Consider the following 22,905-nt stretch of genomic DNA (forward strand, 5'->3'; position numbering starts at 1 on the left):
TTTTGTATGTAAATTTGCAATCCTTTTTTTAGTAAAAAGTAAATATAGTCAAAGTTACTATATAGTATAAGAACATTATGGAAAATAGAAAAAAAGTAGCTTTTTATACCTTAGGTTGTAAACTCAATTTCTCAGAAACTTCAACAATAGCGAGAAGCTTTACCGATGAAGGATTCGATCGTGTAGAATTTGACGAAGTTGCAGACATATATGTAATAAATACCTGTTCTGTTACAGAGAACGCAGATAAACAATTTAAGCAAATTGTAAAAAAAGCTCAAAAGAAAAACGACAAAGCATTCGTTGCTGCAGTAGGTTGTTATGCTCAGTTAAAACCAGAAGAATTGGCTTCTGTAGACGGAGTAGACTTAGTACTTGGTGCAACAGAAAAATTTAAAATAACAGACTACATCAATGATCTAACTAAAAATGAGATGGGCCAAGTCCACTCTTGTGAGATCTCTGAAGCTGATTTTTATGTGGGTAGCTACTCAATTGGGGATAGAACACGTGCATTCTTAAAAGTACAGGATGGATGTGATTATAAATGTACGTATTGCACAATACCACTTGCTCGTGGTATTTCTCGTAGTGATACAATGGATAATGTACTAAAAAACGCAGCTGAAATTGCCAAACAGGACATTAAAGAAATTGTTCTTACGGGAGTGAATATCGGAGATTATGGTAAGGGAGAGTTCGGAAATAAAAAACACGAACACACTTTCTTAGAACTTGTACAAGCATTAGATAAAGTTGAAGGGATAGAAAGGCTAAGGATTTCTTCTATCGAACCGAATCTACTTAAAAACGAAACTATTGACTTTGTATCTAAGAGTAGAACGTTTGTTCCACACTTCCATATTCCACTACAATCAGGTAGCAATGACATTTTGAAAAAAATGAAAAGACGTTATCTACGCGAATTATATGTAGAACGCGTTTCTAAAATCAGAGAAGTGATGCCAGACTGCTGTATTGGAGTAGATGTTATCGTTGGATTCCCAGGAGAGACAGACGAAAAGTTCTTAGAAACGTATAACTTTTTAAATGACTTAGACATCTCTTATCTGCATGTATTCACTTATTCTGAACGAGATAATACAGAAGCTATCGAAATGGACGCTGTTGTACCAATGAATGTGCGAAACAAACGCAGTAAGATGTTAAGAGGGCTTTCTGTAAAAAAACGCAGAGCATTCTACGAATCCCAGTTAGGAAAAGAGAAGACTGTTTTATTTGAAAGTGAAAACAAAGAGGGCTATATTCACGGTTTTACTGAAAACTATGTAAAAGTAAAAACGCCGTGGAATCCTGAACTGGTAAATACACTACATCAAATTAAATTGACAACGATTGATGCAGATGGAATAGTAAGATTAGAATTTCTATAAAAAAAGGTCTGAGTTTTATAAAATAAACTCAGACCTTTTTTAATGTTTTTTTCAAAATACAATGTTGTGTGTTAAATAGGTTTTTCTACCTACGTGTTTTTAGATTCGAATCCCCGGAGGTAACATTTCTTTGTACCCAGGATTCTTTCTGAAAAAAGAAACAATTTTTGGGTGTGTAGGCACCACGCGTAGTTTCTTTTCTCTTACTAATTCCAAAATTGCTTTTAAGAAGTCCGCTGCTTGGTTTTGAACAGCATTTTCAAGACCTTTTAGCTTAGTTAAGAATATTTTCCTTTCTTGCAATGAATATTCTACACTAAGCATTCCTGTATCAGTTTCACACTCGAACTGACGAAGTAACTCATTGTCTTTAATTTCCATTATATCAGTATGTTTTTATATATTTTCATTGCTTATACAATGCGATTAGATAACTAAAAATAAAATATGTGGGAAGTAAAAGGTGAGGGATATTAAATAAAAAAACTTTAAAGTAGTATCCTTTTCATTTTAGTATCTGAATTCATTATATTTATCAAAATTACGTTTTTTTTTTCATCCCTACAATTTTAATAAAGTTAATTTATTTAAAATGAACAAAATACCTATTTTTTTCTTTCCAGGAATGACTTCAAATTCTCTGATTTTTGAGAGAATTAATATTGATTTGGATCTATATGAACCCTTTTATTTTGAATGGTTGCCAATTGTAGAGGAGCAAAGTTTAAGCGAATATTGCGACAGATATATTGAATTAATGCCACAGCCCAATCCGGTTTTGATAGGGGTATCATTTGGAGGTATCATCGCACAAGAAATTTCAAAAAAAATAGAGGTCCGCAAAACAATTATAATATCAAGTGTTCGTTCTAATAAAGAGTTTCCAAACCTATATCGCTTTGCAAGAAAAACAAAGTTGTACAAATTGCTACCAACAGGGAAAGTCAATTTCTTTCTAAAGGTTTACCAGTTTTTTTTGAGCAAGAAACACAAAGAACGCATGATTATGTACGATAAATACTTACCTTTAAGAAGTAAAGGGTATTTAGATTGGTGTATTGATAAAATACTCAATTGGAATCAGGAAAGTAATTTAGAAAATGTCATACATATCCATGGTGAGAAAGATGAATTATTTCCAATAAAAAACATAGAGAATGCCATTGTTCTCAAAGGAGGAACACACGCAATGATACTCACAAAGTACAAGTGGTTCAACAGCCACTTATCAAACATAATACAAGAAGTAAAAAAATGAAAAAGACAGTTCGTACAATTTTATCTATTATAGCTGTAACTGCTATATCGTCTACATTAATATTTTCTGCAAGTCATACAGAAAATCCAAATGAGAATGAGACAACTACAAGTAGCCCTCATTTACACTCTATTCCAAGTAAAATAGACTTTGCTGGAGAAGCTGCCCCATTACACCTGACAGATGTAAAAGAGCGCTTTGACAGAGAGATGATTGTCAATACAAACCTCCACGGTTCGACAATCTTAACGATGAAAAGAGCAGATAGATACTTTCCTGTAATCGAACCTATATTAGCCAAAAATGGTATTCCTGACGACTTCAAATATCTTTGTGTCATCGAAAGTGCTCTTGCTAATGCTGTTTCACCAGCAGGTGCAAGTGGTTTTTGGCAAATTATGAAAGGAACTGGAAAAGATTACGGCTTAGTTATAGACGAAACAATAGATGAGCGCTATGACTTAGTAAAAGCGACAGAAGCTGCGTGCAAATACTTCAATGATGCTAAAGCTAAATTCGGTTCTTGGACTTTAGTAGCAGCTTCATACAACAGAGGAATGGCAGGTATGACCAGAGCTATGGATAGTCAATATGTAACTGATTACTACGACTTATTCCTAAACCAAGAAACTTCTCGTTACGTATTCAGAATATTAGCGCTGAAAGAAATCATGAGCAACAGCGAAAAGTACGGTTTCAATGTTCCAAAAAATGAAACATACAAACCTATTAAAATGAAAAAAGTAGCAGTTGATTACGACATCACTGATTTACCTCTTTTCGCAAAAGAACAGGGGATTAACTACAAACTATTGAAGCTATACAACCCTTGGCTTGTAAACACAAGTCTTAAACCAAAGGGAAAAACCTATTATATCGAGATTCCCACTCAAGGAATTAAGTAATACAAAAGGACTGAAATACTTTCAGTCCTTTTTTTAATACCGATAATTACTATTTTTGCAAAAAGCTATTCATCCCCATGGACAAAGAAACATATATCAAACAATCATTAGAGGCTATTGCCAAAAAGAATTTAACTACACCGTTTACCTTAGCACCGGGAAGTACTGTTACTGACTTGGATTTGTACTTAAACAGCCTTGTAAATTCTTATATGACAAGTAAAGATCCTCGCCTTGTAAATCTCTTTCAAGATAAAATAGAGGCTTTAAAGGCGCTGTAATTACAAATACCGCTTAAAGAAAGATACTACAACGTCTAATGTTTGCTCTTTGCACTCTTTGTGCGGAGTATGGCCTATATCTGAAAAGATAACTTTCTCGACCGGTCCTTGAGCCTTTGCTATTGTTTTCTCTACTTGATCTAAGCTGCCATATTCGTCCAAATCTCCTTGAATGAAAAGCAATGGAGAGGTAATATTGCTCATTTTATCCTCTACAGACCAATCTTTATATTCGGGAGACAACCAAGTATCTACCCATGCTTTCACTATATCATCTACTTTGGTTCCATGGTACTTCACTAAGCGATCGGCTAAATCCGTTGTTTCGTAAGCTAATTTAGCTGACCTTACCCCCTCTAAAGTAATTTCCTCTACAAAAATATGTCCGGCTTCAGCGATTAATGCGGAAGTATATTGCGGGTATAAAGCAGCATATAACAAAGCTATAGATGCTCCATCGCTATGCCCAAAAAGCGCCACGCGTTCTAATCCCAATATTTCTAAAAAAGCTTTTAAGAATACAGCCTCCTGTGTTAAATAGTTCTTTCCTCTAACAGTTGTATCCATTCTATCTGATAAGCCATACCCTACTCTATCGTAAACCAAGATATTACACTGTAACTTTTCAACTAATAACTCAGGCCAATCGCGCCATAGAGTTACACACCCTAAAGAATCGTGTAACAATACAATCGTATCCCTACACTCCTCTGAATACATAAAGTGCTTGTAAAAAATATTCTTTTGATTGACTAAGACACAATCTTGAATAGCTGTAATCATTTGTTAGAAGTTTTACTGTCGTTCATCTCAAATGTAAAAAAGTAAAAACAATAGTGCCTAATAAAACTGAATTAATTTGAAATAACTCGAATTTCACTACCTCTCGTAAAGACATGGAAAAAGAAAAAGAATAAAAAAAGCCTCAACGTATGTTGAGGCTTTTGTGATCCAGTCAGGATTCGAACCTGAGACCTACTGCTTAGAAGGCAGTTGCTCTATCCAGCTGAGCTACTGGACCTAACCAAATCGCTAGGATTTTTAGTCGGGGTGGCAGGATTCGAACCTGCGACCTCCTGGTCCCAAACCAGGCGCGATGACCGGGCTACGCTACACCCCGAAAACTGCGGAGAGACAGGGACTCGAACCCTGGCATCGGTTACCCGATGACAGATTAGCAATCTGCTCCGTTACCACTCCGGCACCTCTCCGTTGCTTTAGATAATTACTTCTCTAATGCGGATGCAAACTTAGCACTACTTTTTATTCTATGCAAGTTTTGCAAACAAAAAATCACACTTTTTTTTACTAAAAAAACGAACACATTATATATCAACATCCTATAGCGAAAAATATTTTTATTATTTCTAATACATTTCATTGAAACCAGCCTCAAACCCCCAAAATAAAACGGTTTCCAACACCCTTACTACATTACCTATTTCCATTTTACCTTACATATTTGCAGTTGTTATGACTATTAAATTTTATTCCTTACCACTTCTCCCCTTTCTGTATCTTGACAATTCAAAAAAGAAAACACAATTGAATAACCGCATTATCAATACTTATCGAATAGTATAATCACCTTGGTATAGTTATAAATTATAAAAATTAATTTTTTTTATGTACTTTACCGACGCATTAGTACATCTTGTTAACAAGAGATACTATGACTAACAGTAAATAACTTTATAATAATACCATAAACTATGAATAAAAAAGTAGTAATCGTTTCTGCTGCAAGAACGCCAATTGGAAGCTTTTTAGGTGCTTTATCAACAGTTCCTGCGACTAAATTAGGTTCAATTGCAATCAAAGGTGCTTTAGACAAAATTAAACTTGATCCAAAATTAGTTGATGAAGTTTACATGGGGAATGTAGTACAAGCAGGAGAAGGACAAGCTCCAGCTCGTCAAGCAGCTTTAGGTGCGGGATTGTCTAACGAAGTTCCTTGTACAACAGTAAATAAAGTGTGTGCCTCTGGAATGAAAGCTATTATGTTCGGTGCACAAGCTATTATGACTGGTGATGCTGAAATCATCGTAGCAGGAGGAATGGAAAACATGAGTATGATTCCTCACTATGTACACATGAGAAATGGCAATAAATTCGGACCGACAACATTGGTAGATGGATTGCAAATTGACGGTCTTATAGATGCTTATGATAACAATGCTATGGGAGTTTCTGCGGACTTATGTGCTTCTACTCATAATATTTCAAGAGAAGAACAAGATGCATTTGCCATCGCTTCTTATGAAAAGTCTGCCAAAGCATGGGATGCTGGTAAATTTACAGAAGAAATCGTTCCTGTAGAAGTACCACAAAGAAGAGGTGAACCTATTGTAATAAATAGAGATGAAGAATACACAAATATTAAATTAGATAAAGTAACAAGCCTTAGACCTGCTTTTACTAAAGATGGTACTGTTACTGCTGCCAATGCTTCAACGATAAACGACGGAGCTGCTGCTGTAGTGATCATGAGCGAAGAAAAAGCAAAAGAATTAGGTTTAACTCCACTGGCATATATTAAATCGTATGCAGATGCAGCACAAGAACCAGAATGGTTCACTACAGCACCTGCAAAAGCACTTCCTATCGCACTTAAAAAAGCTAACCTAAGCGTAAGTGATATTGATTACTTTGAATTTAATGAGGCTTTCTCTGTTGTTGGAATTGCCAATACCAAATTATTAGATATTAATCCTGCATTGGTAAATATCAATGGTGGAGCAGTTTCTTTAGGACATCCGTTAGGTTGTTCAGGAGCGAGAATTATTGTTACTCTTTTAAATGTTCTAAAACAAAATAATGCAAAATTAGGAGCCGCTGCAATTTGTAATGGTGGTGGTGGTGCTTCTGCTATGGTATTAGAAAGAGCATAATATTCAATATTTTAAAATATCTTTAAGATGAGTTTGATTAGTTCAAACTCATCTTTTATTTTTGCATATAAATTCAACTATCTATTATGTTTGCATATTGCAATCTTGCCATTGTACCATTAAGAGCTGAAGCATCTGACAGAAGCGAAATGGTAACACAAGTACTATTCGGAGAACACTTTACTATTTTAGAACAAACTGAAAAATGGTCTAAAATACAGCTATCCTATGACAAATATGAAGGGTGGATGGACAACAAACAATATCAGCTGATTACTGAAGACGACTTTAACTACTTAGAACACACTTCTACTTTATTCGCCTCAGACCTTGTTGACTTTGTTTCGACAGAAAACAACCAATTGATGTCTATCCCTTTAGGTAGTTGCCTTAATGGACTTAAACGAGACTCTATTAATATTGATAATTTTCAATATGAAGGTCGAAGTATTTCTGGCCAATTCAACAAAAGCTTGTTCTTAAAAACAGCTTTTATGTATTTAAATGCGCCATACTTGTGGGGAGGAAAAACTCCTTTTGGAATTGACTGCTCCGGATTTACCCAAATGGTTTACCGCATCAATGGATACAATATACCAAGAGATGCCTCTCAACAAGCTACAATAGGTGAAGCTTTGAGCTTTATTGAAGAAAGCGAAGTAGGAGATTTAGCGTTTTTTGACAATAGTGAAGGAAACATAGTACACGTGGGTATTATTATGGAAAACAACTATATCATACACGCACATGGTAAAGTGAGAATTGATCGATTAGACCACTTAGGAATTTACAATATTGACTCGGGAAGACACACGCATAAACTAAGAGTCATAAAAAAGATTCTTTAATTGCATACAGACCTCACCAAACGGTATTCAAAACAACAATAAAGTATTACACAAGCCTATACTGCAATTATCCGCAGCAAATCGGGTAAGGCTAATGGGTTAATTACCAGCTTTAAAGTAAAAGCTACTCTATTTCACAGCATTTAGGTTTAAAACAAGTATACCTAATAATACCCTATTGTTTTCTTATTTCTTTTGAACATTCACACTCAATCTTGTTCATTTTTTTTAAACTGTGTAGAAAATATGTTTTTATGACTAAAAAAATAAAAATGTATCTTTGCACAAATTCAGATTATTATGAACACTTTCGAGCAATTCAATCTTCCGAAAGCTTTAGATAAAGCCCTTAATGAGCTTAATATAACAACCCCAACTCCTATTCAGGTAAAATCGCTCCCTGTGATCCTATCAGGAAGGGATATGATGGGGATTGCCCAAACTGGTACAGGTAAGACATTCGCCTACCTATTACCTATTCTTAAACAGTGGAAATTTGCGAACTTCGAATCTCCAAGAGTTGTGATCATTGTTCCAACAAGAGAATTAGTCGTACAAGTTGTAGATGTTATTGAAAAAATAACCCAATATATGTCTATTCGCACGCTTGGTGTGTATGGAGGAACAAACATTAATACGCAGCGAAAAGCCGTTTATGAAGGGGTAGATATCTTAGTTGGTACGCCTGGTCGTATGATGGACCTTGCATTAGACGGAGTATTGAGATTTGACAATCTACAAAAACTTGTCATTGATGAGTTTGACGAAATCCTCAATTTAGGATTCCGCACTCAGCTAACTTCTATCTTAACGATGATGAAAACAAAAAGACAAAATATATTGTTTTCTGCGACTATGACTGAAGAAGTAGATGAAGTATTAGATGAATACTTTGATTTTCCTGAAGAAGTGTCATTAGCTCCATCTGGGACACCATTAGAAAAAATCGATCAACTTGTCTATAACGTACCGAATTTCAATACAAAAATGAATCTTCTTTTACATCTTCTACAAGATAAAGAAGTATATAATCGCGTATTAATTTTTATAAATAGTAAGCGATTAGCAGATGTTGTTATGGAAAAATTAGAGGCTGCATTTCCAGATGAATTTACAGTGATTCACTCTAATAAATCTCAAAACTTCCGTATGCGATCAATGGCTGAGTTCCAAGCAAGTGAACTACGAGGTCTTTTGACAACAGATATTATGGCACGTGGATTAGACATCTCTGATATATCGCATGTATTTAACTTGCAGTTTACTGATTCTCCTGAACAGTACATTCACAGAATTGGACGTACAGGTCGTGCAGATAAAAAGGGAACTGCAATATCATTGGTCGACCCAAAAGAGGAAGAAATGCTTATTGCTGCTGAAATGTTAATGGAAAAAGAATTAACAGTAACAGAAATCCCTGAAGAAGTAGAAATATCAACTTCTTTAATGGAATTTGAAAAGTCTAAGCTCAAAGCAAAGCAATTAGTTAAGATTAAAAAGCCAGAAGAAAAAGGAGCTGCATTTCATCAAAAGAAAGAAAAGAATACTAAAGTTAACCTTGGTGGACCAGGTAAGAGAAAACCAAGAAAAACGAAGCCAAGAAACAGAGCCGTAGACGCTAAAAGAGCGGCGAAGAAAAAGAGAGGTAACGAATAAGCTTTTATAATATTACTAAAAAAAGGGTTGCATAAAGCAACCCTTTTTTTTGGTTTATATAAATATATTTAAAACACTAACGTTTTAGATTCTCTACATTCTCAGGTTTGTGTTTGTACTTAAACAGAATAGCAAACAAGATTGTTACAACCAAAGCATAGGCTGCGAATATCAACCATGAATGTCTCCATCCTTCTAATTGTAATGCTAAATCAGTTTGACTGTAAACATAGTGATTTACAACTTCTCTTGCGATTAACATACCGATAGTAGCTCCAAATCCATTTGTCATCATCATAAATACACCTTGAGCAGAAGATCGAATATCTTCACCTGTCTCATTATCTACATAAAGTGAACCTGATACATTAAAGAAGTCGAAAGCAATACCGTAAACGATCATCGAGATAATAAACATCCATACACCACTTCCAGGATCTCCTAATCCGAAGAACCCAAAGCGAAGTACCCATGCAAACATAGACATCAACATAACTACTTTTATACCAAATCGCTTCAAGAAATATGGAATAAGTAAGATACAAAGAGTCTCTGAAACTTGAGAAAGCGAAATTAATGCGTTTGCATTATTTGCTCCCCATGAATTTGCATAGACATCCATGTCTTTAAAAGTAGAAATAAAAGGATTGGCATACCCGTTTGTAATCTGCAATGATACCCCAAGTAACATCGAGAAGATAAAGAATATTGCCATTTTCTTTTGCTTAAACAAGCTAAATGCTTTTAGTCCTAAGGCATCTGATAAAGACAATTTCTTATCACTCTTATTAATCGGACAGTTAGGCAATACAAAACTATACAAGAATAAAATCACACCAAATATCGCCGATATATAAAACTGGTGGTAACTCGTCTGAAAGCTTGCAAACGCTAAATCATTAGAAAAGTTAAATCCAAGAACTCCATCTTTGAACCCAAAGAAGTTAACAAACAACATTGCACATATAAACCCAATAGTCCCAAATGTTCGTATAGGTGGGAAGGTTTTAATTGTATCCATATGATTGTGCTTAAGTATAGTATAAGCAGCAGAATTGGATAAGGCAATAGTCGGCATAAAGAATGCCACACTAGCAGTATACAAGCTAAAGATAGTAGTAAAGTTTACATCAGCCCCCGCTGTAAACCCATAATATCCAGTAGCAAACATGAATATTGCAGCTAGTAAGTGATTAATTCCCAACAGTCGTTGTACAGGTATCCATCTATCAGCTACAATCCCCATAATTGCTGGCATAAAAATAGAAACAATACCTTGAACTGCGTAAAACAATCCAATCTCAGGACCTAATCCTATAGATCCTAAGTAATTCCCCATAGACGTTAAATAAGCTCCCCAAACTGCAAACTCCAGGAAACTCATTATAGTCAATTTTGATTTTATATTCATAACCTAATCTCTTTAAACTACATTAACAAATTTACAGATAATATATCTTTAAAAATAGTTTTTACTTACCTTATTTAACACGTTCACCTACTAATTTTAAAAGAATATCATATTGTTCTTCTCTAGTTAAATTTGAGTTATCAATCTCTATTGCATCCTCTGCTTTCACTAATGGAGAATCTTTGCGAGTTGTATCTATATGATCTCGCTCAACTACATTTTTATATACATCAGCATATTGAATTGTAGCATCTTTAACTACAAGTTCATCAAATCGTCTTTGTGCTCTTACATCTGCTGAAGCATTCATAAAAATCTTCAACTCTGCATCTGGAAACACAACAGTTCCAATATCGCGCCCATCCATTACAACTCCTTTAGCTTTCCCTAAATTTTGTTGCTGTTGAACCAATTTTTTTCTCACTTCCTTTACTTCTGCAATTTGACTAACAAATTGTGAAACTTCAAGGGTTCTTACTAAATCTTCTACATTCTCGCCATTCAAATATACTTCCGCAAAACCACGCTCTCCATTATACTCAAAGTGTACGTCTATTTCATCTAAAGCCTCTACTAATTTCTCCCCATCAAAATGCTTTGTATCAATATATCCTTTTCGCATTGCAAATAGAGTTATGGCACGATACATCGCTCCAGTATCTATATATACATATCCAAGTGTTTTTGCAATTGCTTTTGCCAATGTGCTTTTCCCCGTAGAAGAAAAACCATCAATCGCTATCGTGATTTTTTTCAAAACTGAAAATTTAATAATTAATTCAAAAAATAAATAAGTCAAACATAATTCTATTTACTGAATATACCTTATTCGACTGTACTTTTTTCTAAAATAGAAATAGTACAAAGCATCAAGATATTTAATTCAACAAGATAGAGCGCTAAACACCTATCATAACTATGTTTCCACACAAAGGTACATTTTCTACAACCTACAAATTATGATTAATCTCAATTGAGATTAATTTTATTGATTTTTCAATTTATCCTTTAAAACACTTCGAACTATCAAAAGATATAGGCAATTATAAGCAAGCTATTTGCTATAGTTTCAAAAAACAAACTGTTTAAATGCAATCATCTCTAATGAAAAACAACTAAAAATCACAAAATCACAGAACAAAAAATGTTCTTTTCTCCCAACTCACTACTTCGAAACAGAAATAATAAAGTGAACACTAAACCATATAAAACAAAAAAACACAACCGTTAAGTTGTGTTTTTTTATTCAATTCATTATTTACAAAATAATTATTTAATCTTGCTTGCTCTCCTTCTCAACTTTAAAAGTCTTAAAGTTTTTCACTTTCTGGTTCGTTATAGCAATATCTAATACTTCATGCATCTTATCTACATAGTGAAAAGTAAGGCCTTTGAGATAATCTTCTTTAATTTCATCGATATCCTTCTTATTCTCTTTACACAAGATAATCTCTTTGATATTTGCTCTTTTTGCAGCTAAAATCTTCTCTTTGATTCCTCCTACAGGTAAGACCTTACCTCTCAAAGTTATCTCTCCTGTCATGGCTAAATTCTTCTTCACTTTTTTCTGTGTTAAAGAAGATACCATTGAGGTCAACATTGTGATTCCCGCACTTGGTCCATCTTTTGGCGTAGCTCCTTCAGGTACGTGGATGTGAATTTTATAATGGTCTAACACATCTTGGGCAATACCTAACTCATCTGCATGTGCTTTGATATACTCTAAAGCAATAGTTGCAGACTCTTTCATAACATTACCTAAGTTACCTGTAATACTTAAACCTCCTTTTCCTTTTGAAACCAGAGACTCAATGTATAAAATATCTCCTCCTACACTTGTCCACGCAAGTCCTGTTACTACACCGGCAACATCGTTATTCTCATATTTATCACTGTCAAATCTCGGCGTTCCTAAGATCTTTTCGATATCAGCTTCAGTTAGCTTCTTATTGAACTCTTCCTCCATTACTACAGCTTTAGCAATTCCTCTTGCCACATGCGCCAACTGCTTATCTAACCCACGAACTCCAGATTCTCTGGTATATCGAGAAACAATATACTCCATTTGCTTTTTGCCAATCGCAATATCTTTTTCACCTAAACCATGCTCTTTCAATTGTTTTGGCAACAAATGTTGTCTTCCTATCTCCACTTTTTCCTCCACAGTATATCCATTCATTTCGATGATTTCCATACGATCTCGCAAGGCTGGTTGTATCGTAGAGAGATTATTAGACGTAGCGATAAACATAACCTTAGATAAATCATATCCCATTTCTAAGAAATTATCATAGAAATCTGAGTTTTGCTCAGGATCTAAAACCTCTAATAAAGCCGAAGACGGATCACCATTGTTCCCTACAGATAACTTGTCAATCTCGTCCAATAAGAATACTGGATTTGATGTTTTTGCCTTCTTTATACTTTGAATAATACGCCCTGGCATAGCACCAATATACGTTTTTCTGTGCCCTCTAATCTCTGCTTCATCTCTCAATCCACCAAGTGATATACGAACGTACTCTCTCCCTAACGCATCTGCGATAGACTTCCCAATAGAGGTTTTACCTACTCCTGGAGGACCATATAAACACAAAATAGGAGATTTTAAATCATTGCGCAGTTTTAACACCGCCATGTGCTCAAGTACACGCTTCTTAACATCCTCTATACCGTAATGATCTTTGTCTAATACCTTCTGTGCATTCTTTAAATCAAAATTGTCTTTCGAATAACTATTCCAAGGCAACTCCAAGAACAGTTCAAGGTAATTACGTTGAATACCAAACTCCGCTACTTGAGGATTCATGCGTTGAAACTTCAACAATTCTTTATCAAAACGCTCTTTTGCTTCTTTAGGCCATTTTTTCAATAAAGCCTTCTTGCGCATATCTTCAAACTCCTCTTCATTTGAAAACCCACCAAGTTCTTCTTGAATTGTTTTCATTTGTTGATGTAAGAAGTATTCCTTTTGCTGTTGATCTAAATCTATTCTAACTTTCGTTTGAATGTTATTTCTCAATTCCAGCTTCTGAAGCTCAACATTCATCAACTTAAGAGTTTCAAACGCGCGATCTTTTAAATCGTTTATTCTCAATAATTTCTGCTTATCTTCTACAGTTAAATTCATGTTAGAAGAAACAAAATTGATTAAGAATGATTGACTTTCAATATTTTCGATTGCAAAAGAAGCTTCGCTTGGAATATTTGGACTTTCCTTGATAATCTCTACTGCAATTTCTTTAATAGAATCGACAATAGCGTCAAACTCTGAATCATCTTCAATTGGTCTACTTTCTACACGTTCAGCTACAGTAGCCTTTAAGAAAGGTTCAGTTTGAACCATCTCAAGAATGTCAAATCGCTTTTTACCTTGTAGAATAACAGTAACATTTCCATCAGGCAATTTCAATACCTTCAAAATTTTAGCTACGGTCCCTTCGTGGTAAATATCTTCAAATGTAGGGTCTTCTGTACTTTCGTCAATTTGACCTACTACCCCAATTGTTTTATCTCCTTTGTTAGCTACGTTAAGTAACTCAATAGATTTATCCCTACCAGCAGTAATTGGTATTACCACTCCTGGAAACAATACCATGTTTCTTAAAGGCAATATTGGCAATTCTTTAGGCAATACTTCTTTGTTCATTTCCTCCTCGTCCTCAGAACTTAATAATGGAATAAACTCTGATTCGCCCTCCACAATATCTTGTAACGACAAATTGTCTAATGTAATAATCTTTTGATTCGCCATATTTTATTTTACGTCATTTTGTCAGTTAATTCTTTTCTTATGTGTTTTTCAAACTTTACCTTACCTACTACAAAGCACACATATCCAATAGATTAACAAATATATTATTTATTCTTCACAGTAGTAAGGACAATCTTTATGCCATAAAAAAAAATCTCTATTAAAGAATAGAGATTTTTTAAACAATTATATTTTAGATCTATTTTTTACTAACCTTAAAAGTACCATACTTAACTTGAATAACTCTTTTTTCCTCATCTACCCCTTTGAGTTTCATATCAAAACTTCCTTTCAAAACAGTTCTTTCAACCTCTGTACCATCAACTTTTTCAATAAACTTCTCAACCTCCTCTATTTCAATTTGAGCATCTTTCAGCATCGCTTCATCTTCTTTATCTAAGGTATATTTTATCCCAAACTCAGAAAAATAATATGCATCTACTCCTTCTTCTGACATTTTGATTACTTCCCCTACAACTGCTCTTTCTTTTGGAAATGTAAAGTGTAGTACTTGATCTACATTATCGCGTCCAACTCCCATTACAATGTAATTAGTATCGTTCTCCTCAAGAGTTGCATTTGTATTTCTAAATTCAGCTCCATCTATTTGCGCATCTACATACTCAGATTCTTCACGTTCATAAGGAACATTTTCAAAAGTACCTTTTACTTGAAAAGAGCGAATACTCGGATCTACATTACCATCTTCTCCTTCTGGTTTAACGGGAATCATTCGCATATCAAAACTACCACTTACAACTCGAGCCGAGCGATTAATAAAATCAATCGTTACAAAACCAGTGATATAAGTCGGTCTATCAATATCTATCGTACTAAAATATTGATTATTTTCTCTATCTAAATAAGTAGATCTATTAGCATTTGTTGGAAAATTACCCTGTTTAAAAGTCTTAGTCATAATAGTCAACACATCCTTTTTTTCACCTTTCACAGCATCTAAGGTAAAGTGCATTTCGCCTTTTGCATTGATCTTTGCTACAACGTTTTCTCTAAAAAAATCTTCTACACCATCTGTATTGACATAGACTACTGGCTTTCCAACTTTCTTGTTATTATCTAACAAAGGATCAACAGACTCATTGTCACATGAAATAGCAAATATCCCTAAGAAAAGCGTCAAACAGATAACAGTTAGTTTATTTAATTTATTCATAGTAATTTTTAAAATAATATTTAAAAGTAGAGTTTATTCGTCAATAATTATAATTTTTTTTATCCTATCTGATTTGACTTATTAGGCACCCTCAATAATAAAACGAAACCTATCGCAAAGAAGATAATTAAAAAAAGTATAGCATTCTGCATTTTGCCTGTCAGATCACTAACTAAACCATACATAGACATCCCCAGTACAATTCCTATTTTTTCTGTAACATCATAGAAACTAAAAAAGGATGTTGTATCAGTGGTTTTGGGTAACATCTTTGAATACGTTGAACGCGACAAAGACTGAATCCCACCCATAACCAGACCTACTGCAGCAGCAGCTATATAAAATTCATTTGGACTAACAATGGTGTATGCATAAACACATATTATTATCCATAACGCATTTAAAGCACATAACGTATATATATTTCCAATTTTTGACGAAAGTTTAGAAGTTAGCACTGCACCAAGGACAGCAACTAATTGAATAACTAATATACTAATTATCAATCCTGTTGTTCGTTGACTATCTGACTCCCATGCTATTTCTTTCTCTCCAAAATAAGCTGCAATAATCATCACAGTCTGCACTGCCATACTATAGACAAAAAAAGCCACTAAGTACCTCTTCAACGACTTGTGATCACCCAGTTGATACCATACTTTCTTCAATTCCCTAAACCCCTTAAAGAACAGTGAACGCGTAATTTTCTTTCCATTCTTAAAATCAGGCAAAAACTTAAAAGTATACAGACTAAACCCTATCCACCACAAACCTACTAAGATGAATGAAAATCGCATAGCTTGTAAAGGAGAATCAAATCCTAAAACTTCCGCTTGCATTACCAACGCAAGGTTGATAAGCAGTAAAATAACACTTCCTATATAACCAAGTGCATATCCTTTCGCACTAATTTTATCCTGCTGATCTTCAAAGGCAATATCTGGTAAATAGGAATTATAAAAGACCAAACTCCCCCAAAAACCGATCAAACCAAACATGTATAACAACAAACTCAAAATCATGTAGTCTAAACTAAAAAAATACAACAACATACACGATATAGAACCTATTCCACAAAAGAGTTTCATAAAGAACTTCTTGGTTCCCAAATAATCTGCAATACCAGATAATATCGGAGATATAAATGCTACAATCATAAAACCTATAGCAGTTACATAGCTGATTATAGCCTCGCTTTTGATATCCGTATCAAATAATGTAAAGCTATCTACACCTAACTCTCTAAAAAGAGCACCGTAGTACAATGGAAAAATAGACGACGATATAACCAAAGCATACACGGAGTTAGCCCAATCGTAAAAAGCCCAAGCAGTTAGCGTTTTCTTATCTCCTTTAACAAAGTTTTTCATAGAGTGTAAATATAAGAAAAAGAGCTATCCACTTGGATAGCTCTTATGCAAATATATTAATTGAAAGAAATGCCATATTTTGCTGCCTCAGCTTTCGCCTCGGGAATCAATTTGCGCAATTGATCGATTCGCTCTTTATTACTTGGGTGAGTGCTCGTGAAAGAAGATCCATCACCTCCTCCTGTTTTTTCAGCCATTCGCGACCAAAATGCAACAGCTTCTTCAGGATTATATCCCGCAATAGCCATTAACGTTAAACCGATTTTATCAGCTTCACTTTCGTTCGAGCGACTAAACGGTAACATTACCCCGTATTGTGTTCCATATCCATAAGCTGCAGCCCACATTTGCTTAGCCTGAGGGTTTGATTTTTGCGTTAAAACATCTAAGCCTACCGCACCCAATTGCTGTAACATTGCATTACTCATGCGCTGTTGGCCGTGGTTTGCTAATGCGTGAGCTACCTCGTGTCCCATTACAACAGCAATTCCTGCATCTGTCTTACAAATTGGCAAAATACCAGTATAAAACACTATTTTACCACCAGGCATACACCAAGCATTATACTCATCGTTGTCTACAAGGTTGTACTCCCACTGATAATCTTTTAAATAATCCTTATGTCCATTCGCATTTAACCACTTCTCTGCAGCACCTTTTATCTTTTTTCCTATATCTTCAATTCGCTTCGCATCTTGAGTACCAGTAATAGCCTTGTGCTCTTTCAAGAAATCATCATATTGCTGAAAAGACATTGGAAATAATTGTGAATTTGGGGTTAAAGCTAAAGTACTTTTTCCTGAAAAAGGATTGGTAGCACAAGCTCCCAACAATAAACCACTTAATAGTAGAATAGCTGTTTTTCTCATATTGTAAGTTTTTTTTGTCAAAATTATAATAAATATCCATATCTAATCCAGGGATAATTCTAAAACTATAAAAAAGTCTACTACTAAATTAATCAAATGACAATAAACACATTACAAAAAAATACAACAAAAACCTAAGTAATATGACTAACCTACAGAACATATTGAACTTGCGTAAATATAACTAAACCTTAAAGGAATAATCTTGGCTATAAATGTAAAAACCATTACTTATCTACCTCAGATAAATCAACTAAATCAGTGATGACATCTGTACTATTAACCAAATAATTAACGTCTAAAAACATTAAAGAAAAGGCCTTATACTACAATAGAAATGTTTGCAAACACTCCGAGAACATTTTAAAATATAAAATACGAAAATTGCGATTTACTATTTTTATTAGGTAAGCATAGCATTAAAATTTTGTACATTTACAGCAAACAAGAGCATAACAATGGAAACTCAAAAACAAAAGCAGTCCCTTGAGATTCCAAGAGGAATTATACTGACTGCTAAAACATTACAATTCTTCTCCATCAAATTGGCGACGAGATTTGCACAAAATCTATTTATTACCCCAATAAAGTTTAAGCCACCTAAAAGAGAGAAAGAGATGTTAGACAAGAGCATTAGTTCTGTCATAACAGTAAAAGCTTTAAAAAAAGATATATGTGTTTATCAATATGGTACAAACAAACAAGCTGATAAAAAAGCCTTATTGATACACGGTTGGAATGGAAGAGGAACACAATTGGTAACGATAGCAAATATGCTAATGCGACAAGGTTACGATATTGTGAGTTTTGACGCGCCTGGCCATGGAAAATCACCTAAGACTAAAACTAATTTAACCGAGTTCATGGCTTCTGCTTTCGAAGTAGAACAACAATTTGGCCCATTTGACTTGGTCGTAGGTCATTCCTTAGGAGGTATGACAACAATCAATTGTCTAAAAGATGGTTTAAAAGCAAAAAAAGCTGTAGTCATTGGCAGTGGTGATGTGGTTGAAGATGTGATTGACGAATTTGTACAACAGATCGAATTAAAACCCATCATTTCTACGAAGATAAAAGAGCGATTTGAGTCTCAATTCAAGCAGTCCATGCAGAGTTACTGCGTGCATTTGGCAGCCGAAAAAGTAAATATCCCGCTGCTAATCATTCATGATGAAGATGACGCTGATGTTCACTACAAAGCAGCCTATCAAATCAAGAAACACAGCCCTAATAGCGAACTGATGATTACTAAAGAATTAGGTCATAGAAAAATATTAGGAGATAAGAAAGTGATTGAACGCATTCTACAATTTGTTCAAAAAGAATCTTAATGAAGTACTTTGTCCTTTTATTATTATTGAATTTTAGCTTTGTTAACTGCAAAGGAAATCAACCAATTAAAACGCACGCTATGGAAAAAAACCAAAGTACATCAGAAGAACAATGGAGAGAAATACTTACTCCTGAAGAATATTTTGTATTGAGACAGAAAGGGACTGAAAGGCCTTTCACAGGCGAATACAACGATTTTTATGAAAAAGGAAGCTATCACTGTGCAGCTTGTAACCAAAAGCTTTTTGATTCAAATACCAAATTTGACTCACACTGTGGATGGCCTTCTTTTGACCAAGCCATAAAGGGATCTGTCAAATACATCAAAGATTTATCGCATGGAATGGTTAGAACGGAAGTTGTTTGCTCTAATTGCAATGGTCATCTTGGCCATGTATTTCCGGATGGCCCCCAAGAAACAACTGGAGAAAGATACTGCATGAATTCGATATCACTCAAATTCCAATCAGAAGAAAAATAAAAAGAGCTGGTCAAGGTGACCAGCTCTTTTTGTTTTTTAGTATAGTAGTTTTATTTCCTTAACTCCAAATTCTTCCACACTGTCATCCTCTAATTTAACTTGAAGAAAACCATACATAGACACTCCGATAATTATCCCCATAAACCTCTTGCCTGTAGGTAATTCAAATGCTGAAGGAACTCCTTTGCGATACAAGACATCAAGATATTCCTGCCACAAGTTTTCTTTTTCTCCTTTTTGCAGACGCTGACAATACATCTCTAACTCTTCCACAACCTTCAGCATGAGCGCATCCTTGTCAATTTGACTTCCCAAAAGCAATGCAAGAGATGTTGCCTTAATTAAATCTGTAAACTGAACTTGGTTGACATTCAATCCAATTCCTACTATGGATGTAATAGCTCCCTCTGCCTTAAAAATATTCTCAATTAAAATACCGCCAACTTTTCTATTTACTGACAAAATGTCGTTTGGCCATTTAACATCTAATTCCAAAGTAAATATTTTTTTGACAGCCGATCGCACAGCTAAAGCAGCAATAATATTTAAACAAAACACATCCTCTACCTCAAACAAAAAATCACGTACTAAAACACTAAAAGTAAGATTACTACCTACTTCAGAGGACCAAACTTCTCCTCGTTGACCGCGACCAGCAAATTGATTTTCAGTACTGACAACCGTAAAATTATCTAAGTCATAAGAAGTTAAAAGATCTTTTAAATAAGTATTAGTAGATGCTGTGGCATCGAGTTTGATAACATTCATATAAAATAATTATAGACAAATCTAAACTGATTCATTATATTTGGAGCCAAATTATAAAACAAATATATTTAATCGCAATAAATAAGATAAAAATTAAATGGCAGAGAAGAATATCAACAACGACGAACTAATTGCTAACGTAATAAAAGGAATTGAAGCGGTAAAAGGAGACAACATTACTATCTTAGATCTAAGAGAAATAGACAATACACCATGCGATTATTTTATCATCTGTGACGGTAACTCAAACACACAAGTAAACGCTATCTCAGGTGCAATCCAAAAAACTGTATCGAAAGAATTACACGATAAACCATGGCATGTTGAAGGTGAAGACAATGCAGAATGGATTCTGATGGACTATGTGAATGTAGTGGTACATGTGTTCCAAAAACACATCCGTGAGTTTTACAACATAGAAAACTTATGGGGAGATGCAAAAATCACTACTATTACAAGCCAATACTAAATAAAAACTATCATTCATGGCAGGAAATATGAAACCAAACCAAAATAAATCAAAATTTAACCCTTGGCTATTGTATGGTAGCATACTGGTGATAATTTTGGTTATCCAACTGCTGACGAAAGGAAGCAGTTTTGGAAACACTAAAGAATTAAGTCTTTCCAAACTATATGAATTCGTAGAAAAGGGATATGTAGAAAAAATCGAATTTAATCGCAGTGCTGCAAAGGTGTACATCAAATCTGATGTATTGCAAAATAACGAGGAATTCAAAAACGCACAAAGCAAACCTATCCTTGGTCAAGAAACTAAGGGACCTCAATTCATTACTGATATTGGTGATCCTAAAATCTTACAAGAAAAATTAGACGTTGCTGTACAAGAGCAAAAACTAACAGAATATAAATCTGAACCTGAAAGTAACTGGGGAGACTTATTTATAAGCTTCTTGCCTATTGTTATTATCATCGGATTCTGGTTATTCATGATGAGAAGAATGACTGGTGGCGGTGGCGCTGGTGGAGGAGGTCAAATCTTCTCAATTGGAAAGTCAAAAGCTAAATTATTCGATGAAAAAAACAGCATAAAAGTTAGTTTCAAGGACGTTGCTGGTTTAGAAGGTGCAAAAGATGAAATAGTAGAAATAGTAGAATTTCTAAAGAATCCTGAAAAATATACATCCATCGGAGGAAAGATTCCTAAAGGAGCTTTACTTGTAGGACCTCCTGGAACAGGAAAAACACTATTGGCAAAAGCGGTAGCAGGAGAAGCAAATGTACCTTTCTTCTCTTTATCTGGTTCTGACTTTGTTGAAATGTTTGTAGGAGTTGGAGCATCGAGAGTGCGAGACTTATTTAAACAAGCAAAGGAAAAAGCACCAGCTATCATCTTCATTGATGAGATTGATGCAGTAGGACGTGCAAGAGGTAAAAGCAATTTCTCTGGTTCAAATGACGAAAGAGAGAACACTTTAAACCAACTATTAACTGAAATGGATGGTTTTGGTTCACATACAAACGTTATTGTTTTAGCAGCGACGAACAGAGCTGAGATATTAGACAAAGCCCTTTTACGTGCTGGTCGTTTTGACAGACAAATTTACGTAGACTTACCAGATGTTAAAGAAAGAGAAGCTATATTCAATGTTCACTTGAGAAACATCAAGAAAGTAGACAACTTAGATATTGACTTTTTAGCAAAACAAACACCTGGTTTTTCGGGTGCTGACATCGCTAACGTTTGTAATGAAGCTGCTTTAACAGCTGCTCGTAAAAACAAAACTCAAGTAGATATGCAAGACTTCTTAGATGCTGTTGACAGAATCATTGGAGGACTTGAAAAGAAAAATAAAATTATCAGCCCAGAAGAAAAATACGCAATTGCTATTCACGAAGCTGGACACGCTACTGTAAGCTGGATGTGTGAACACGCTGCTCCATTAGTAAAAGTAACTATTGTTCCGAGAGGTCAAAGTTTAGGAGCTGCTTGGTACCTTCCTGCTGAAAGACAAATCGTTCGCACAGAGCAAATGTTAGATGAGATGTGTGCAACAATGGGTGGACGTGCTGCTGAGAAAATTATTTTTGACAAAATATCAACAGGAGCATTAAGTGATCTTGAAAAGGTTACTAAGCAAGCAAAAGCTATGGTAACTGTTTATGGATTAAATGAAAAATTAGGTAATATCACTTATTACGATTCGTCAGGTCAAAGTGAATACAACTTTTCTAAACCATATTCAGAAGAAACAGCCAAGGTAATCGATGAAGAGATTTCTAAGCTTATAGAAGGACAATATCAAAGAGCAATGGAAATTCTAAGTCAAAATAGAGAAAAACTTATTCAATTAGCCGATTTACTATGCGAAAAAGAAGTTATTTTCAAACAAGACTTAGAAAATATCTTTGGAAAACGTCCTTTTGACAAGGAGATAATTGAAGATATCACAGAAGAAGATACAGATAAAACGCCTGAGGCTGAAGTATAAACCTCCCTTAGGTAACGTAAACACTAAAAAACTTAACTTAAAGCAAGCTTTAAGTTAAGT

The 22,905-nt window shown here is 34.6% G+C and carries 20 protein-coding genes and 3 tRNA genes; 11 read left to right on the plus strand and 12 right to left on the minus strand.

Translation table 11 applies throughout. The annotated features are described in order from the left end of the window. Window positions 1-77 precede the first annotated feature (77 nt). On the plus strand, window positions 78-1,394 hold the full coding sequence (gene mtaB, locus NWE55_RS02980) for a tRNA (N(6)-L-threonylcarbamoyladenosine(37)-C(2))-methylthiotransferase MtaB (protein WP_155092010.1): 1,317 nt from the start codon (window positions 78-80) through the stop codon (window positions 1,392-1,394). A 99-nt stretch (window positions 1,395-1,493) separates the two neighbouring features. Here the strand turns inward: mtaB and NWE55_RS02985 are convergent, their stop codons facing one another. Further along, window positions 1,494-1,775, minus strand: a complete 282-nt coding sequence (locus NWE55_RS02985; protein WP_155092011.1) for a GNAT family N-acetyltransferase — start codon at window positions 1,773-1,775, stop codon at window positions 1,494-1,496. A 211-nt stretch (window positions 1,776-1,986) separates the two neighbouring features. Here NWE55_RS02985 and NWE55_RS02990 point away from each other — a divergent pair, with 211 nt between their 5' ends. The 3 genes from NWE55_RS02990 (at window position 1,987) to NWE55_RS03000 (ending at window position 3,838) form a co-directional block, all read left to right on the plus strand. Then, the gene (locus NWE55_RS02990; protein WP_155092012.1) at window positions 1,987-2,652 is read left to right on the plus strand and encodes an alpha/beta hydrolase family protein; all 666 of its coding nucleotides are present in this window, start codon (window positions 1,987-1,989) and stop codon (window positions 2,650-2,652) included. After that, window positions 2,649-3,557, plus strand: coding sequence for a lytic transglycosylase domain-containing protein (locus tag NWE55_RS02995; protein WP_155092013.1), 909 nt, complete (start codon window positions 2,649-2,651; stop codon window positions 3,555-3,557). The genes NWE55_RS02990 and NWE55_RS02995 overlap by 4 nt, the downstream gene beginning before the upstream one ends. Before the next feature lie 77 nt (window positions 3,558-3,634). Further along, window positions 3,635-3,838 (plus strand): hypothetical protein, encoded by a 204-nt coding sequence (locus tag NWE55_RS03000; RefSeq protein WP_155092014.1) that lies wholly within the window; start codon window positions 3,635-3,637, stop codon window positions 3,836-3,838. On the opposite strand, the gene NWE55_RS03005 is transcribed toward NWE55_RS03000, so the two are convergent. From NWE55_RS03005 to NWE55_RS03020, 4 genes are all read right to left on the minus strand, one after another. Then, window positions 3,839-4,621 (minus strand): alpha/beta fold hydrolase, encoded by a 783-nt coding sequence (locus NWE55_RS03005; RefSeq protein WP_155092015.1) that lies wholly within the window; start codon window positions 4,619-4,621, stop codon window positions 3,839-3,841. A 164-nt stretch (window positions 4,622-4,785) separates the two neighbouring features. Continuing rightward, a tRNA-Arg gene (locus tag NWE55_RS03010) sits at window positions 4,786-4,859 on the minus strand. 24 nt (window positions 4,860-4,883) lie between these two features. After that, window positions 4,884-4,958 (minus strand) — tRNA-Pro (locus NWE55_RS03015). A 7-nt stretch (window positions 4,959-4,965) separates the two neighbouring features. Then, window positions 4,966-5,049: transfer RNA gene (locus NWE55_RS03020), tRNA-Ser, on the minus strand. Window positions 5,050-5,550: 501 nt separating this feature from the next. On the opposite strand from NWE55_RS03020, the gene NWE55_RS03025 reads away from it, so the two are divergent. The 3 genes from NWE55_RS03025 (at window position 5,551) to NWE55_RS03035 (ending at window position 9,233) form a co-directional block, all read left to right on the plus strand. Continuing rightward, window positions 5,551-6,729, plus strand: coding sequence for an acetyl-CoA C-acyltransferase (locus NWE55_RS03025; RefSeq protein ID WP_155092016.1), 1,179 nt, complete (start codon window positions 5,551-5,553; stop codon window positions 6,727-6,729). Between the two features lie 86 nt (window positions 6,730-6,815). Beyond that, entirely contained in the window at window positions 6,816-7,577 is a 762-nt protein-coding gene (locus NWE55_RS03030) for a C40 family peptidase (RefSeq protein ID WP_155092017.1), read from the plus strand. A 300-nt stretch (window positions 7,578-7,877) separates the two neighbouring features. Next, window positions 7,878-9,233, plus strand: coding sequence for a DEAD/DEAH box helicase (locus NWE55_RS03035; RefSeq protein ID WP_155092018.1), 1,356 nt, complete (start codon window positions 7,878-7,880; stop codon window positions 9,231-9,233). Window positions 9,234-9,309: 76 nt separating this feature from the next. On the opposite strand, the gene NWE55_RS03040 is transcribed toward NWE55_RS03035, so the two are convergent. The 6 genes from NWE55_RS03040 to NWE55_RS03065 all read right to left on the minus strand — a co-directional run bounded on the left by NWE55_RS03040 (window position 9,310) and on the right by NWE55_RS03065 (window position 17,811). Beyond that, window positions 9,310-10,644 (minus strand): MFS transporter, encoded by a 1,335-nt coding sequence (locus NWE55_RS03040; RefSeq protein WP_155092019.1) that lies wholly within the window; start codon window positions 10,642-10,644, stop codon window positions 9,310-9,312. A 70-nt stretch (window positions 10,645-10,714) separates the two neighbouring features. Then, complete coding sequence (gene cmk, locus NWE55_RS03045; protein WP_155092020.1) at window positions 10,715-11,401, minus strand: (d)CMP kinase; 687 nt, start codon at window positions 11,399-11,401, stop codon at window positions 10,715-10,717. Window positions 11,402-11,917: 516 nt separating this feature from the next. Further along, on the minus strand, window positions 11,918-14,398 hold the full coding sequence (gene lon / locus NWE55_RS03050) for an endopeptidase La (RefSeq protein WP_155092021.1): 2,481 nt from the start codon (window positions 14,396-14,398) through the stop codon (window positions 11,918-11,920). A gap of 199 nt (window positions 14,399-14,597) precedes the next feature. Further along, window positions 14,598-15,572, minus strand: coding sequence for a hypothetical protein (locus tag NWE55_RS03055; protein ID WP_258204603.1), 975 nt, complete (start codon window positions 15,570-15,572; stop codon window positions 14,598-14,600). Between the two features lie 59 nt (window positions 15,573-15,631). Beyond that, the gene (locus NWE55_RS03060) at window positions 15,632-16,942 is read right to left on the minus strand and encodes an MFS transporter (protein ID WP_155092023.1); all 1,311 of its coding nucleotides are present in this window, start codon (window positions 16,940-16,942) and stop codon (window positions 15,632-15,634) included. A gap of 56 nt (window positions 16,943-16,998) precedes the next feature. Next, on the minus strand, window positions 16,999-17,811 hold the full coding sequence (locus NWE55_RS03065) for a M48 family metallopeptidase (RefSeq protein WP_155092024.1): 813 nt from the start codon (window positions 17,809-17,811) through the stop codon (window positions 16,999-17,001). 458 nt (window positions 17,812-18,269) lie between these two features. Here NWE55_RS03065 and NWE55_RS03070 point away from each other — a divergent pair, with 458 nt between their 5' ends. Next, window positions 18,270-19,142: an alpha/beta hydrolase gene (locus NWE55_RS03070; RefSeq protein WP_155092025.1), complete on the plus strand. Its 873-nt coding sequence runs from the start codon at window positions 18,270-18,272 to the stop codon at window positions 19,140-19,142. A gap of 80 nt (window positions 19,143-19,222) precedes the next feature. Beyond that, entirely contained in the window at window positions 19,223-19,624 is a 402-nt protein-coding gene (gene msrB / locus NWE55_RS03075; RefSeq protein WP_155092026.1) for a peptide-methionine (R)-S-oxide reductase MsrB, read from the plus strand. 36 nt (window positions 19,625-19,660) lie between these two features. On the opposite strand, the gene NWE55_RS03080 is transcribed toward msrB, so the two are convergent. Further along, window positions 19,661-20,392 (minus strand): biotin--[acetyl-CoA-carboxylase] ligase, encoded by a 732-nt coding sequence (locus tag NWE55_RS03080; protein WP_155092027.1) that lies wholly within the window; start codon window positions 20,390-20,392, stop codon window positions 19,661-19,663. A 97-nt stretch (window positions 20,393-20,489) separates the two neighbouring features. Here NWE55_RS03080 and rsfS point away from each other — a divergent pair, with 97 nt between their 5' ends. Continuing rightward, on the plus strand, window positions 20,490-20,861 hold the full coding sequence (rsfS, locus tag NWE55_RS03085; RefSeq protein WP_155092028.1) for a ribosome silencing factor: 372 nt from the start codon (window positions 20,490-20,492) through the stop codon (window positions 20,859-20,861). A gap of 16 nt (window positions 20,862-20,877) precedes the next feature. Then, window positions 20,878-22,845, plus strand: a complete 1,968-nt coding sequence (ftsH, locus tag NWE55_RS03090; RefSeq protein WP_155092029.1) for an ATP-dependent zinc metalloprotease FtsH — start codon at window positions 20,878-20,880, stop codon at window positions 22,843-22,845. Window positions 22,846-22,905: the final 60 nt, after the last annotated feature.

It is taken from the genome of Myroides albus (assembly GCF_024722315.1).
GTDB lineage: Bacteria > Bacteroidota > Bacteroidia > Flavobacteriales > Flavobacteriaceae > Flavobacterium > Flavobacterium album_A.

Bases quoted from the DNA above. Each gene is read 5' to 3' on its own strand.
- rsfS (WP_155092028.1), top strand. From the start codon at position 20,490: ATGGCAGAGAAGAATATCAACAACGACGAACTAATTGCTAACGTAATA.
- NWE55_RS03055 (WP_258204603.1), bottom strand. From the start codon at position 15,572: ATGAATAAATTAAATAAACTAACTGTTATCTGTTTGACGCTTTTCTTA.
- NWE55_RS03025 (WP_155092016.1), top strand. From the start codon at position 5,551: ATGAATAAAAAAGTAGTAATCGTTTCTGCTGCAAGAACGCCAATTGGA.
- NWE55_RS02995 (WP_155092013.1), top strand. From the start codon at position 2,649: ATGAAAAAGACAGTTCGTACAATTTTATCTATTATAGCTGTAACTGCT.
- NWE55_RS03040 (WP_155092019.1), bottom strand. From the start codon at position 10,644: ATGAATATAAAATCAAAATTGACTATAATGAGTTTCCTGGAGTTTGCA.
- NWE55_RS02985 (WP_155092011.1), bottom strand. From the start codon at position 1,775: ATGGAAATTAAAGACAATGAGTTACTTCGTCAGTTCGAGTGTGAAACT.
- NWE55_RS03030 (WP_155092017.1), top strand. From the start codon at position 6,816: ATGTTTGCATATTGCAATCTTGCCATTGTACCATTAAGAGCTGAAGCA.
- NWE55_RS03065 (WP_155092024.1), bottom strand. From the start codon at position 17,811: ATGAGAAAAACAGCTATTCTACTATTAAGTGGTTTATTGTTGGGAGCT.
- NWE55_RS03080 (WP_155092027.1), bottom strand. From the start codon at position 20,392: ATGAATGTTATCAAACTCGATGCCACAGCATCTACTAATACTTATTTA.
- msrB (WP_155092026.1), top strand. From the start codon at position 19,223: ATGGAAAAAAACCAAAGTACATCAGAAGAACAATGGAGAGAAATACTT.
- ftsH (WP_155092029.1), top strand. From the start codon at position 20,878: ATGGCAGGAAATATGAAACCAAACCAAAATAAATCAAAATTTAACCCT.
- lon (WP_155092021.1), bottom strand. From the start codon at position 14,398: ATGGCGAATCAAAAGATTATTACATTAGACAATTTGTCGTTACAAGAT.
- NWE55_RS02990 (WP_155092012.1), top strand. From the start codon at position 1,987: ATGAACAAAATACCTATTTTTTTCTTTCCAGGAATGACTTCAAATTCT.
- mtaB (WP_155092010.1), top strand. From the start codon at position 78: ATGGAAAATAGAAAAAAAGTAGCTTTTTATACCTTAGGTTGTAAACTC.
- NWE55_RS03060 (WP_155092023.1), bottom strand. From the start codon at position 16,942: ATGAAAAACTTTGTTAAAGGAGATAAGAAAACGCTAACTGCTTGGGCT.
- NWE55_RS03000 (WP_155092014.1), top strand. From the start codon at position 3,635: ATGGACAAAGAAACATATATCAAACAATCATTAGAGGCTATTGCCAAA.
- NWE55_RS03005 (WP_155092015.1), bottom strand. From the start codon at position 4,621: ATGATTACAGCTATTCAAGATTGTGTCTTAGTCAATCAAAAGAATATT.
- NWE55_RS03035 (WP_155092018.1), top strand. From the start codon at position 7,878: ATGAACACTTTCGAGCAATTCAATCTTCCGAAAGCTTTAGATAAAGCC.
- NWE55_RS03070 (WP_155092025.1), top strand. From the start codon at position 18,270: ATGGAAACTCAAAAACAAAAGCAGTCCCTTGAGATTCCAAGAGGAATT.